The sequence below is a fragment of the Vibrio sp. 1CM24A genome (assembly GCF_023161725.1).
GTDB classification, from domain to species: domain Bacteria; phylum Pseudomonadota; class Gammaproteobacteria; order Enterobacterales; family Vibrionaceae; genus Vibrio; species Vibrio coralliirubri.
In genome coordinates this window covers 287,885-301,274 of sequence record NZ_JALNTS010000006.1, presented here as the reverse complement: position 1 = coordinate 301,274, position 13,390 = coordinate 287,885, and the positions used below count along the sequence as shown (strand labels likewise).

Genomic DNA, 13,390 nt, shown 5'->3' with positions numbered 1-13,390 from the left:
GATTAGCCACTCACTGATTCAAACTAATGCCAGAAGCATCAAATTAATTTCCTTATCTTTATTTCTCCCACTCCTCTTTCTCTACCTTCTAGGTCAGTCACGCCAAACTTTTAGTCATTGAATTACTTACTTAATCAAGTGACTTATCTAAACCAACGGTTTAAACACGATGCTTTAGACTAGACCAGTACAAAACTATCATTAATACATACGCTAATGCGGGTGCAATATAACTCGTACTCAGCGAAAGCTCATCAATCAAACTCGCCTGTACGAATGGTAAAACAACCCCTCCAATTGAACACATAATGAGAATTGCTGCCCCTTGTGAGTTTTGCTTACCAGATGCATGTAGAGCTTGTGCGTAAATGATAGGGTAGAGCGCAGAATTACATAATCCTACGACAAGCATCAAATAGCCAATCCAAACATAACTTTGATAGACCGCAACGGCACTAATCAAAGCGGCAATAACGCAAGACAGTGAGAAGAGATAGTGCTTGTTTATAGTGCTTCCAAACTTGGCGAATAACACTCTTCCAACAAACATTAATACCCAATAAAGAGCGATGATCTGTGTTGCGAGTACCAAACCAAGGTCGCCATATTGCTGGTCGGCAAGATACGCAATAGTAAAAGTACCAAAACTGACCTCTACACCGATGTACAGCAACAGTACCAACGCTAACTTCATAAACTGCTGATTTTTAATTAGAAGCCTTAACCCTCGCCAAAAGCCAGTCATCTGTTTTGGTTTGATATCTGGAAGCGTCATTTTGCTAAAAAATACCAGTAAGCCGGAAAAGAACAGGGCGATGAGTAAGAACAGAAATGAAACTTGATGGGCGGTGTTGTCGACGTTAAAACTTGCTGCCACAAGAATGACTGCGGTAAGCACTAGCGGGCCAAGCACAGTGCCAACAGAGTTCGATGCCGTTGCCACACTTTGACGTATAACACTCTTATCGGGTGTCGAGAGAAGTGATACGTAAGGTGAACTCACTACTTGAATTGCCGACACACCTGAGGCCATCAATAAGATCCCAATGAGTGTTGGAACAAGCTCTTCTCCTCGTACTAAATATGCCATGGCTAGACAGCCCAGAAGGCACCATATCAAGCAGAACTTTAGCGTAGTTCTATAGCCAATTTTTGCCATGACAAATGACGTTGGAAGCGACACTGTTATTCGCGTTATAAAAAAGGCCATGGGAAATAGCATCGCCATTTTATAATCGAGAGAGAAAGCTTCTTTGTAATGTGGAATTAGCGAGTTACTTGAAACGGTAATTAAACCCCAGATAAAAAAGATCAGAGACAGTAAGACCAGTGGGGCATCTTTTAACGGGAATACTCTCATCGTGATTCCTTATTGATAGCGATAAAAAAAGCAGAAGATGATCTTCTGCTTTTCGATTGAGACTTTACGGTGTATTGCCTATTAAGCTGTTAATCACGAACAAAATTGATGTGATGAACATGAATGTTGTACTTCTCAATAATCACTTTGGTCGCATGCATACTTTTGATTCGTTGCTCAGAATCTAAAGCAGCAGCCATTGCTGACTCGTTCTCGTAGCTGTGCTGCATCATCAGCAGTAGGTTTTTATGGCTCTCAGCTTCAATCGCTTCAGGCTTGTTCAGCGTTAGCCCTTGGTTATTCGGAAATGTGCGAATAATAGGCGCGACTTCGTTTTCCATGTATTGGTAGAAGTCTTGCTTTTGTTCTTCAGTTAAATCGGCTTCAAAAAAAGCGGTGCGAAAAATTGTCATGGTCGTTTCCTTACAGTTCAAAGCCAGCTTGGTTTGCGATAGATTTCAATGTTGCTTTCGCTTGTTTGATATCTTCGAACCAGTTGTCATTTTGAGCCCACATTTCAATCACTAATGGCGCGCTGTAATCAATTTCAGCGAGTGTTTTGAAAATAGCAGGGAAGTCGACTTGGCCTTCACCAATCACCAGATCTCTGAACTGACCTTTACAGGTCTCTGAAACTCGTAACGTGTCTTTAAGGTGGACTTGTACTAGGTGATCGCGGCTCAATTTTAGCTCGGTACACACGTCGTAGTTCCAACCAGAAATATTGCCTACGTCTGGGTAAGCCATGAAGTAAGGTGATGGGATTTCACGCTTAAGTACTTCAAACTTGCTCAGAGAGTTAAGGTACGGGGTATCCATGATCTCCACACCTAACATGATGCCTGCACGTTCTGCCATTTTGGTGGCTTGTTGCATGCCTTCAATGAAGCGAGCGTGAGTTTCAGCCGATTGCGGCTCGTAATACACATCGTAGCCCGCCATTTGAATACAGCGAATACCAAGCTTGTAAGCCAATGAAATCGCTTTTTCCATGATAATCAGCGATTCAGTGCGAATAGCATCATCCATTGAGCCAAACGGAAACTTACGGTGTGCGCTTAGGCACATGGATTGGAAAGGCATTTGGTGCTTTTCACATAGACGACGAAGCTCATAAATTTCTTCGTCTGACCAATCTAAACGAGCGCGGCGCTCATCGGTTTCATCCACTGAAATTTCTACAAAGTCGAAGCCAGCTTCTTTGGCGTGAATCAAACGCTCTTCCCATGAAAGGGTGGTTGGCATCGCTTTTTCGTAAATACCTAATCTGAATTTGTTTTTAGAATCAAACATTCTTTTTCCTTAAAAGAGTTGTTGTTCTATACGCGTTGTTATGTCTTGAATTCTGCTAGCAATTTCTTCGTAGCCGAGAGCTTTCATTTTTGGCGTAAGCGAAGAGACGCTAACCGCGTATACAGGAGAATTGTTCTTGTCAAAAATAGGGACAGCAACACAAGAAATACCCGCTTCGTTCTCTTCATCATCGAGCGCATAACCACGGCTCTTAATTTTATCGAGAACACCAAAAAACTGAGACTTGTCGAGAATCGTGTTTTCAGTTAACGGCTTCATTGTGCTGACATTGCGTTTCCAATAGGTTTCTCGAACGCTGTCAGAGCTAAATGCTAAGTAACATTTTCCTGCCGCTGAGCAGTACATTGGAGAATGCAGCCCTACGTAGGTTCGAGTTCTAAAGGAAGAATTAACGGGTTCAAACTTGTCTTTAAAAATGATGTTGTCAGCATCAAAAGAGAGGAAGTTAACCGTTTCATTCACATCGTCGAGTAGCTCAGATAGGTATGGCTTAACGGTGCCGGTGACATCAGAGTTGATAGCAGCGTGTCCAAGCTGAACCAACTTCATTGTTAAGCGATATTCTTTACCTGAACACATTTGAGCAACATAACCAGAGGCTTCAAACGTTGCTAAAATACGGTGGACAGATGACTTGTTGAAGCCAGTCCCTTCAGACACTTTTTGTAGCGAAACGCCATTAGGATAATTCCCAAGGAATTCCAATACGGTCAGTGCTTTAGACAACGATTTAATTTGCTCACTCATATATGTGCTACCAGTGTTTACCTATTTCAGTATGGAAGTTTTCTGCGATGTCACGTCCATTGCTACCAGCTAACGCTCGGCCAGCAATAAACGATTTTGCAGACAGATTCTTAAACAAATGCAGATCGTCAGGAACAATACCACCAGTAATGGATAGTTCAATTCCAATATCCGATAATTTCTGCATTTTTATCAAATCTTCTTCGGTCCAGCTCACACCAGCAAGTTCCGCATCACGAGAACGGTGATAAATTGCTTGTTTAATGCCCATGTCGACCCAAGCTTGCGCATCTTCCATTGTCCAGTGTCCATACAGCTCAATTTGCACTTCGCCGTCGAATTCATCCGTTACTTTCTTCGCTGAACGAATAGTTTCGATGTGTGCTGCTGCACTTACTGTTACCCAGTTAGCGCCGGCATCCATCGCCAGACGCGTTAAAATGGCGCTGGCATCGGTGATTTTCATGTCACAGACAATGATGTGATTTGGGTATTTTTCTCGTAGGATTCTTACGCTGTCTACGCCATGAGCGAAGGCTAAAATCGTCCCGATTTCAATCACATCTAACTTATCTGCAACATGCTCTATTGAGGCTAATGCAGTGTCGATATCAGTGGCATCAAGTGCCATTTGTAATAAGGGCTTAGACATTCATTTCATCCTCAAATTGTTTGAACAACTGCACCAGTCTTTGATAGTGCTTATATTTTGTTTGGTATAGGTCGTAATGTTCAGGATTTGGTTCAACACGTGATGTAGAATTGGTAATGGCTTGCGTGCATTCTTCTAGTGATGTGAATTCGCCTGCTCCCACCATCGCCATCATGGCTGCGCCTAATGAGCCCGTTTCATCAACGTCTGATATTTCAACCGTCATACCGGTTAGGTCAGCCAGCATTTGCATCCATACAGGACTAGACGCAGGTCCGCCGGTCACTTTCAATACGTTTGCTTTCGGAAAACGCTGGCGCATACGTTCAAGATGTATGTTGTGACAGAACAAAATACCTTCCCAAATCGCTTGAATCAGGTGACCTTTTGTATGGTGCGATTGCAGCCCGTAGAAGCCTGACTTCAAGCCGAGACCTTGGTTAGAACCGTAAAGAAATGGCACGAAATAGAGGCTGCTTGATGCCGTGTCTAATGCTTCAACTAATGCTTGGTTTTGCTGGTGGTCAAGTTGACCATTGTCACCAAGGTAATCGGCGAACCATTCGTAATTGCCCGCAGAGGTAGGGCTCGCTTCATGAATGATGTATTCACCGTCGACAGCGTAATGGCCATAGACAAAGTTGTGCGCTTCTTGAGTTACTTGCTTTGAGATGCCAGACGTGACCGCCCAAGTACCCATTACGTAATTCAGAGTGTCTTCAGAAGAGTTGATTCCAGAACAGATCGCGGTTGATACCACATCAAACAACCCGCCAAATACTGGTGTTCCAAGTGCAAGACCTGTCTCTTTCGCGACTGCCGCTGTGATTTTCCCTGCTTGTTGCTGAGGTTTCACTACTGGAGGGAGCGCATCCCAAATTTCTTCGATAGCAAATGTTTTTAGAAGGGCTTTGTCATACTCACCAGTGATCGAGTTGAAAAAGTTACTTTCTGAAATATTCGTCAGTTCCGCGGCCACTTCGCCCGTTAGACGATAGCGAAGATAGTCGTGAGACATCATCACTGCGCCAATGTTGTTATAGCGTTCTGCATCGTTGTCTTTGATCCAACGAATGATAGAAACCGGGTGACCTGTCCAAAGTGTTTGCAGTGTGGTTGGGTAGATCTCTTGTGCTTTGCCTTGTTCGAGCCACGCTTTAACAATAGGTAGCGAACGCGAGTCTGAAGACATAATACCATGACCAAGGTTTTGTCCCGTTTTATCAAGCAGATAAACGCCTTTGCCTTGGGCTGAAATACTTAAGCCTTTGATGTCTAATGGATCGACTTTTGTGGTATCTAGAAGCTGTTTAATGACGTCGACCGCGTTTTCCCATAAGGCATCAAGATCGCGTTCTACCCAGCCTTGCTTCTCGTTAATGACGCTCGCCGATACGCGGGCAAGGCCTTGTTGCTCACCTTTTGCGTTAAACAACGCGGCTTTCATAAAAGTGCCGCCAGAATCAATTCCAATGTAGTAATTCATTATTTGGCTTCCAGTAAATCGTTGTGAATCTTCACCACCAGTTTTCTTACTGGTTGGTTGTCATCATTTTCAATATTGGTGATGTGCACGATATTTGGCGTGAACAAATAAAATTGATTGCGTTTTGCATGGATGAAGCTCAGTTCAATTCCCGGATATTCGTAGAATTGAAGATCACGTTCTTGGTTATAAGGCTGTGCGTTGCTGTGTTCGCCTGTATCGATTGCCCAAGCCATCACCTCAGAACCTTCCAGAATGATCTGCAGGTCAGAATGGTATTTATGGACTTCAGGTTGGAAGTTACCTAGCGGCTCTTTGTCATATTCCAGTACAACAAACCATGCCTGTTTTGAATCAAAACCTGGCAGTTCATGGCGACCTAGAGCGAGTTGTTCTTTGTCGATGCTGTTCAAGTACTCAAGCACGTTTTGAATAACGACAGGATACGATTTACTGATTTGAGTAAGTTGAGTATTTCCGACTAACATAAAATTCTCTTATAAAATAAACGGCTATCAAGAAACGAGCAGGGTTAGGTAAATAAGCGGTGTAAGAGTTCAGCGAGCCCTGTCTCATCATCGTTATTTTTTTGTGTGATCAGGTTCGCAGTACCCTTTACCGTGTCGTCGGCATTTTGCATCGCGACGCCGAGCCCAACGACCTTAAGCATTGAGATATCGTTATGGTTGTCTCCTACGGCGATGCACTCATCTAGATTGATCCCTAGAGGTTCGATGTAGCGAGTCAACGCATTACCTTTGCTGTTTCCCGTTGCGGCGAAATCGACCCGGTCAATCCAAGACCGTTCGCCATTGAAGTTCTCTTTTACGAAAGGAACCTCGGCAAACGTGTTTACTTCGCCTTCCACAACAAATTTCCACACATAGTCAGAGCTTTGAGCCTCATGCTGGAAATCGTCGACTTTTTGAATATTGGGGCGTTGGCTTTCCGGAAAGGTTTGAGACCACGTCAACAGGGCTTCCATGTATTCAATTGGACGAGCTCTTGAATAGAGCATGGCATCACGCACATACATCACCATCTTCAGATCATGAGCTTGAGATAGGGTGATAAACTCAGCAGCAATTTCTTTGTCGATGGCGTTTTCTTGAATGACCGTATCGTTCTCGTAATCAAAGATGTAAGTGCCGTTGCAACAAATTATTGGAGTCGATAAACCAAGCTGATCGTAATAAGGTTTAGCCGCGACATGATGACGCCCCGTAACGATAACGACATGAGTGTGCTGAGCGACCTGTTTGATCGTCTCGATTAACTCTTGGCTAATAGTGTGCTGTGAGTTGAGAACGGTACCATCGAGATCTAATGCCAATAGCTTGTGCTTATCCAATTTATGTTTATAGGACTTATGCGGTGATGACTTATGCATGTGCGAGGCCTTACTTCTGTCCGTAGTATGAGTTCTTACCGTGCTTACGGTTGTAGTGCTTGTCTAGTAGCTCTGGCTGAATGGCTACTTCTGGACTAATAGCACGAGTAGCGGTTGCCATGGCTGCAATCTCTTCCATTACTACCGCGTTGTGCACTGCGTCTGAACCATCTTTGCCCCATGTGAATGGCGCATGGCCCGCGATGATCACGCCTGGCATTGCTTGTGGGTCGATGTCTCGTTGGTTGAATTCTTCGATGATCACTAAGCCTGTGTTTTTCTCATAATCCGACTCAATCTCAGCTTTTGTTAGCAGGCGAGTACAAGGTACATCACCGTAGAAGTAATCGGCGTGTGTTGTGCCCAGCGCTGGAATGTCTCGGCCGGCTTGTGCCCAAATTGTTGCGTTACGAGAGTGTGTGTGAACGATGCCGCCAATGGTTGGGAAGGCTTTGTAAAGCTCAATGTGCGTAGCCGTGTCGCTTGATGGGTTCAGCTTGCCTTCAATGCGGTTGCCTTCTAAATCGAGAACAACGATGTCATCTGCTGTCATTACATCGTATTCAACACCTGACGGTTTGATTGCAATCACGCCACGTTCGCGGTCGATTTCAGAGACATTGCCCCAAGTGAAAGTCACTAAGCCATATTTAGGAAGTTGCAAGTTTGCTGCGAACACGCGTTCTTTTAATTCTTGGTATATTTTTTGTTCTTGAGACATTGTGTTTGCCCATGTTGTATTGAGTGAATGACGAGCGGATTGCCTAGCTAAATTCCTTAGCTAAAAAGAGGACTAGGCAATCGCACTCAATCGCGTTACTTAGCTGCTAGCTTGATCTTGTTGATCATCACATCGCCATTTTTCTCGATGTATGCGCTCCAAACAGGCTGAATTGCTTGTTGGAAAGCTGCACCATCAACATCACGGTTTACTTGCATACCGTTCGCTTCTAGCTGAGCAATCATCTTGTCTTCTTTCTGGATGCTTAGCTCTCGCTGCATTGCCACGGCTTCAGCAGAAACCTCTTCGATGATTTTTTGCTCTTCCTCAGTTAGCTTGTCGAACTTACGTAGGTTCATAGTAAGAACCAGTGGCGAGTAAGCGTGTTGTGTAAGGCTTAGGTACTTTTGTACTTCATCAAACTTGAAAGACAGCGTTACAGAAATTGGGTGGTCTTGAGAGTCAACAACGCCTGTTTCAAGTGCAGTATAAAGTTCTGATACTGGAAGTTGTTGCGGGTTAGCACCTAGCTCGTTGAACATGTCGTTTAGAGCTTTAGAACCATTCACACGCATTTGTAGGCCTTCAACATCAGAAGGAATACGAATAGGTTTTTCGTTGTTAGTCATGTTGCGGTAACCATTTTCAGGGAACCCAAGACCTTTAAGACCGAATTTTTCAAAGTTAGCTAACACTTCTTTACCCGGTTCGCCGTCCAGTACTTTGTAGGCTGTTTGACGATCTGGGAACATGAACGGCAGAGTGAAGGCCGCTGATTCAGGCATTAGGCCGTTGTAGTTGTTCAAGCCAACCATCGCTAAATCAACGATGCCAGCACGTGAGCCATCGATCATCTGCTTATCACTGCCCAACTGACCTTGTGGGTAGATGTTTACTTTGATTTCGCCATTTGAACGAGCTTCAACTTCTTTCTTAAAGAACAAAGATAGGTCTTGTTGTAAATCCGACTCTGGTGCAGCGTGCGCCAGTTTTAGAGTCGTAGCGGCAAAAGCGCTAGAGCTCATTGCGATAGTCGAAGCGAGTAGAGTAAGTTTTAGTAGGGTTTTCATTATTATTTTCTCCGTCGAGGATTAACCAATGACAAACGACATTGGCACAGTGATAATGCTTGGGAAGATGACAAACAGTGTGAGCAGAGCCATGTAAGCAGCGATGAAGGGCAATACACCTTTCACTGCGGTCGACATTGGTACTCTCGCTACACCACACACTACGTTTAGTACGGTGCCTACAGGAGGCGTAATCAAGCCAATTGAACAGTTAATAACGAACAGTAGGCCGAAGTACGTTGGGTCAATTCCAGCCATCTTGATGACAGGCATTAAAAGGGGTACAAGGATTAGAATCGTTGGGCTCAAGTCCATAACCATGCCGACACAAAGTACGAGCAACATAATTACTGCCATTAATAGGCGTGGGCTATCCACCAGTGGACCTAACATTTCTGCGAGTTGTTGAGGAAGCTGAGCAACTGTAATTAGCCACGCAGCAACCATTGCACAACCCACCAAGAACATAACCATTGCGGTAGAACGACCAGCGTTCAGTACGATGTGGTAGAACTTCTTAATCGAGAGCTCTTTGTACACAAACGTAGAGATGAAGATTGCGTAAGTTGCGGCTACTACCGCGGCTTCTGTTGGTGTAAAGATGCCGAAGCGAATACCAACAATGATGATGACCGGCAGCATCAAGGCCCATACACCATCTTTAAGTGCTGCGCGTTTTTCTGCTTTTGTCGCTTTTTCTGATGTCGCTAGGTTTTCTTTGCGAACTGTCCAGCGCCACACAAACATCAATGTCATACCCATTAACAGGCCAGGAACGATGCCGCCTAGGAATAGGTTTTTGATCGAGATACCGCCAGCAACACCTACAAGGATCAGAGGGATCGAAGGTGGAATAACGGGTGCGATGATACCGCCTGAAGCAAGTAAGCCCATTGAAGGTGCTTCTGGGTATTTCGCTGCTTTCATCATTGGGTAAAGAATACTGACCAAGGCTGCTGCATCTGCTACAGCTGAACCAGAAAGGCCAGCAAGCAGTACCGAAGTCATGATAGCAACGTAACCTAAGCCACCTTGACGGTGTCCCACGTAAGTGGTTGCTAGGCGAACAATACGCTGCGACAAACCGCCTGATGCCATTACTTCACCCGCAATGAGGAAGAATGGAATGGCAAGCAGAGTGAAGCTGTCGACACCATTAATTAAAGACTGCGCAAGAATGTCTGCACTAAAGAAGTCCATGTGAAGCATCAGCGCCATTGAAGACAATAACAGTGCAAACGCAACAGGAAGACCAAGTAAGATTGAGACAATCAATACCGATAAGAAAATGGCTAACGTCATTATTCTTTCTCCTCATCTAAGCTATCTAGCTGCCAGTCGGGCTTGAAGATTCGCATAAAGGCAATCACGCCCATTAACAAACCTGACACCACACCGGCTAAGTAAAATAATGCTGAAGGAAGCCCTGTAAGCTGAGAAATATCTGACCAGTTAGACATCATTTGACGGTATGAACCGACGTAAAGCATGCCGACAGAAATCAGTACTATTACCCAGCAGATACGTCTTAATACGGGTACTGCTTTTGGGAAGAGTCGTTCAGAAAACTCCGCAACAGCGAGGTGTTCACCTCGGCGCAGCACAACGGCGGCACCGAGCATGACAACCCATACAAGACCAAGGCGAGATAGTTCTACAGAGGGACGAAGACCAGAAGAAAAGCCATAACGTAAAACTACGTTAGTAAACACGAGCGCAACCATACAGGTCAGAATGACCGCCATGATGATATCGATACTTTTCCAAATACTCTTAAATACACTTTGCATAACGCTTTCCCTACCTTTGGCTAATTACAGAGACGTAATTTGTTCCCAAATCCCATCGTTGATTTCAATGCCGCCAGCTGCTTCGTGTTTCTTGATGAAGTTTTCAATTTCAGAACCAGCAATCATTACTGAGCCACTTTCTGCTGGCTCTGATTCAAGTACGTAGTCACGAATGCGCTTCATCTCTTGTGCGTAAGTGCTTTGGTCCATTGTTTTGCTTAAATCGATAGCGATAAGGAATTGAGACACACCAAACTCACCACCCATATCTTCAGTTAGTGCGGGTACTGAGTGGCCGCCAGTAATGGCTGTTAGCATCATGTCTAGCACGATTGCCATTGATGAACCTTTCCAAAAGCCCATTGGAAGTAGACGTTTATTTTCCCAAAGTACATGTGGGTCTTTGGTTAGTTCACCGTTGTCATCGAAGCCACCTACGACTGGCAGTTCTTTGTCAGCAAGGACGAAATTTTGAAGTTGGCCGTAAGAGAATTGAGTCATTGAGCAATCAACAACAACAGGTGGATCGCCAGCTACTGCCATGATTAGAGGGTTTGAACCAACACGGTGATCTTTACCACCCCATGCTGGCATTACTGCGATTGAGTTTGTTGATGCAATCCCCGCGAAACCTTCACGAGCCATTTTTAATACGTAAGCTCCGCCGCGCATCCAGTGGTTCGAATTACGCATGCCGACCATGCCAATACCGTAGTCACGCGCTAATTCCATTGCTCGTTCTGCACAGATAAGACCATTAAGTACGCCAGGTCCGTAGTTGCAATCCCACTGCTCTAATGCACCCATGCTGTTAACGCATTCTGGCTCGGCATTTAATTTGATTTGACCTTTATCTACTTGGTCAATGAATACCGGAAAACGGTTGATGCCATGTGAGTAAGTGCCTTCGTTTGCCATTTCAACAAAACCTGCAGCAAGCTTGCTTGCCATCTCTGGTTTCATGTCTCTAGCCAAAAGGATTCGTTCATATTCTTGTTGTAGTTTCTCTGTAGATACTAAAGGCATCAGTGCTCTCCGATAAGTTAAATTCCATAATGCGGAATCAATTATTGTTGTTATTCCGAAAATATTCTGTGAGCAAAGTTGCGAAATATTTCCTTATTAAGTTTTTCTCTAATAACTGTTAACTGGTTAAAAAGTGAAACAAAAAGATTTCATGATTCCGTAATGCGAAACAAAAAGCGTGTTCAGGATCTGGTTTCTAAGACTAAATCGAATGAAATTCGATAATTTTGGCGGAATAAACTTGTCAAATTATGGAATTCGAGCAAACAGTAACTTTACTGAATATAAAATAGTGGCGTTGAAATCTGAGCGAGGGGGCAAATTTAGAGAGGGAAATCCGTACCGTTGAGCAGTCTTCTATATAGTGGTTTTGTTGTTTTGGAATTATTTCTTGGTCGATATTCGTTAAGTATTGGAGCTTACTTCTATGAAAATTGTTATTGCACCAGACTCGTTTAAAGAATCTTTATCGGCTGTATCGGTGGCGGCGTGCATTGAAAAGGGCTTTCGTGAAATCTTCCCTGACGCTGAATACGTGACCTTGCCTTTGGCCGATGGCGGCGAAGGGACTGTGGATGTGTTACTGCAAGGATTAGCGGGGCAGAAGCGAACACATCAAGTGGAAGGGCCGTTGGGCGCATTGGTTAATGCTGAATGGGCGATGCTTGAGCCATCCGATAGTAACCCGAACAAAACGGCACTGGTTGAAATTGCTGCGGCATCTGGTTTGGATTTACTGACACCAGAGCAACGAGAGCCTTTGCTTGCCTCTTCATTTGGTACTGGGCAATTGATTTTGGAAGCGATAGAGCAGGGGGCTCAAACGATTATTCTTGGATTGGGTGGCAGTGCGACTAATGATGGTGGTGCGGGTATTGTTCAAGCTTTAGGTGGTCGTTTGCTAGATCAAAAAGAGCAAGAGCTTAACCGAGGTGGTGCTGCGCTAGCGGAGTTAGCATCTATTGACCTTACAGGTCTAGATTTACGCTGTGCTGATATCGAGTTAATTGTGGCGTGCGATGTCGATAATCCGCTGTGTGGTGATAACGGTGCCAGCCATATATTCGGCCCACAAAAAGGGGCGACACCGGAACAAGTCTTACTGCTTGATAAGGCGCTTGAGAATTTTGCTCAAGTTGCTGAATCTCAAGGTTGTACTCATGGTGGTGACCCTGTTCACAAGCGCACGGGTTATGGTGCGGCTGGTGGTGCTCCAATGGGGCTTGGATTGTTGTTTAACATGCAGATTAAACCGGGTATTGAGATGGTGCTTGATGTTTTGCAAGCCGATGAAGTATTGAAAGGTGCAGATCTTGTAATTACCGGTGAAGGGCAAATGGATAATCAAACTCTGCAAGGAAAAACACCTTACGGCATTGCTAAACGTGCGAGCTTACAGGGTATTCCGACCATAGGGATTACAGGTTCTTTAGGTACAGAAGTCGAAGCCTTGTATGGTGAAATGAGCAGCTTGTTCGGGACGGTAAGATCACCTCAAACTTTAGAAAAAGTACTACAAGAGGCTGATATCAACTTGACGAGAACGGCAAGAAATATTGCAGCGACTTTACGGTTAGGTCACAAAATATCGCAAAAATAGCGAGTTTTGATAAGACTCGAACAATCGTGGGATTAACTTGTAATGCCATGTAACTTGTTGATTATTATGTTGTAAATATTACTATCAATATTGAATGATTATGATTTAGATCATTAAATTGATAGGTTTTGTCCATGATAACGATAATTACAAACGATTATATTTTACTTTGATTCAAGCTTATTCTATATCCTTAGTTACTGCGTGGTTTTGTGTGATGAATAACTACCATAC

14 protein-coding genes are annotated in these 13,390 nt (G+C 44.2%); 1 reads left to right on the top strand and 13 read right to left on the bottom strand.

The annotated features are described in order from the left end of the window. Positions 1-160: 160 nt before the first annotated feature. From MSG38_RS15195 to yiaK, 13 genes are all read right to left on the bottom strand, one after another. The gene (locus tag MSG38_RS15195; RefSeq protein ID WP_248402116.1) at positions 161-1,360 is read right to left on the bottom strand and encodes an MFS transporter; all 1,200 of its coding nucleotides are present in this window, start codon (positions 1,358-1,360) and stop codon (positions 161-163) included. An 89-nt stretch (positions 1,361-1,449) separates the two neighbouring features. Continuing rightward, entirely contained in the window at positions 1,450-1,773 is a 324-nt protein-coding gene (locus MSG38_RS15190) for a hypothetical protein (RefSeq protein ID WP_009845890.1), read from the bottom strand. A 10-nt stretch (positions 1,774-1,783) separates the two neighbouring features. Then, positions 1,784-2,653: an L-ribulose-5-phosphate 3-epimerase gene (locus tag MSG38_RS15185; RefSeq protein ID WP_248402115.1), complete on the bottom strand. Its 870-nt coding sequence runs from the start codon at positions 2,651-2,653 to the stop codon at positions 1,784-1,786. 9 nt (positions 2,654-2,662) lie between these two features. Further along, the gene (locus MSG38_RS15180) at positions 2,663-3,421 is read right to left on the bottom strand and encodes an IclR family transcriptional regulator (RefSeq protein ID WP_017065667.1); all 759 of its coding nucleotides are present in this window, start codon (positions 3,419-3,421) and stop codon (positions 2,663-2,665) included. Between the two features lie 7 nt (positions 3,422-3,428). After that, the gene (locus tag MSG38_RS15175) at positions 3,429-4,073 is read right to left on the bottom strand and encodes a 3-keto-L-gulonate-6-phosphate decarboxylase UlaD (protein ID WP_052879203.1); all 645 of its coding nucleotides are present in this window, start codon (positions 4,071-4,073) and stop codon (positions 3,429-3,431) included. Then, positions 4,066-5,559, bottom strand: a complete 1,494-nt coding sequence (locus MSG38_RS15170; RefSeq protein ID WP_052879202.1) for an FGGY-family carbohydrate kinase — start codon at positions 5,557-5,559, stop codon at positions 4,066-4,068. Before MSG38_RS15170 ends, MSG38_RS15175 begins: the two co-directional genes overlap by 8 nt. Beyond that, positions 5,559-6,047, bottom strand: a complete 489-nt coding sequence (locus tag MSG38_RS15165) for a YhcH/YjgK/YiaL family protein (protein WP_052879201.1) — start codon at positions 6,045-6,047, stop codon at positions 5,559-5,561. The genes MSG38_RS15170 and MSG38_RS15165 overlap by 1 nt, the downstream gene beginning before the upstream one ends. Before the next feature lie 44 nt (positions 6,048-6,091). After that, complete coding sequence (locus MSG38_RS15160; protein WP_248402114.1) at positions 6,092-6,949, bottom strand: Cof-type HAD-IIB family hydrolase; 858 nt, start codon at positions 6,947-6,949, stop codon at positions 6,092-6,094. 10 nt (positions 6,950-6,959) lie between these two features. Next, a complete protein-coding gene (locus MSG38_RS15155) occupies positions 6,960-7,652 on the bottom strand; it encodes an L-ribulose-5-phosphate 4-epimerase (protein ID WP_048610353.1) in 693 nt (230 codons plus the stop codon). Positions 7,653-7,765: 113 nt separating this feature from the next. Then, positions 7,766-8,740, bottom strand: a complete 975-nt coding sequence (locus tag MSG38_RS15150; protein ID WP_052879199.1) for a DctP family TRAP transporter solute-binding subunit — start codon at positions 8,738-8,740, stop codon at positions 7,766-7,768. Between the two features lie 21 nt (positions 8,741-8,761). Continuing rightward, positions 8,762-10,042, bottom strand: a complete 1,281-nt coding sequence (locus tag MSG38_RS15145; RefSeq protein ID WP_017108910.1) for a TRAP transporter large permease subunit — start codon at positions 10,040-10,042, stop codon at positions 8,762-8,764. Beyond that, positions 10,042-10,530, bottom strand: a complete 489-nt coding sequence (locus MSG38_RS15140) for a TRAP transporter small permease (protein WP_050651017.1) — start codon at positions 10,528-10,530, stop codon at positions 10,042-10,044. Before MSG38_RS15140 ends, MSG38_RS15145 begins: the two co-directional genes overlap by 1 nt. A 24-nt stretch (positions 10,531-10,554) precedes the next feature. Continuing rightward, positions 10,555-11,556, bottom strand: coding sequence for a 3-dehydro-L-gulonate 2-dehydrogenase (yiaK, locus tag MSG38_RS15135; RefSeq protein WP_248402113.1), 1,002 nt, complete (start codon positions 11,554-11,556; stop codon positions 10,555-10,557). A 427-nt stretch (positions 11,557-11,983) separates the two neighbouring features. Here yiaK and MSG38_RS15130 point away from each other — a divergent pair, with 427 nt between their 5' ends. Then, positions 11,984-13,156: a glycerate kinase gene (locus tag MSG38_RS15130; protein ID WP_248402112.1), complete on the top strand. Its 1,173-nt coding sequence runs from the start codon at positions 11,984-11,986 to the stop codon at positions 13,154-13,156. The last annotated feature ends 234 nt before the right edge of the window (positions 13,157-13,390 follow it).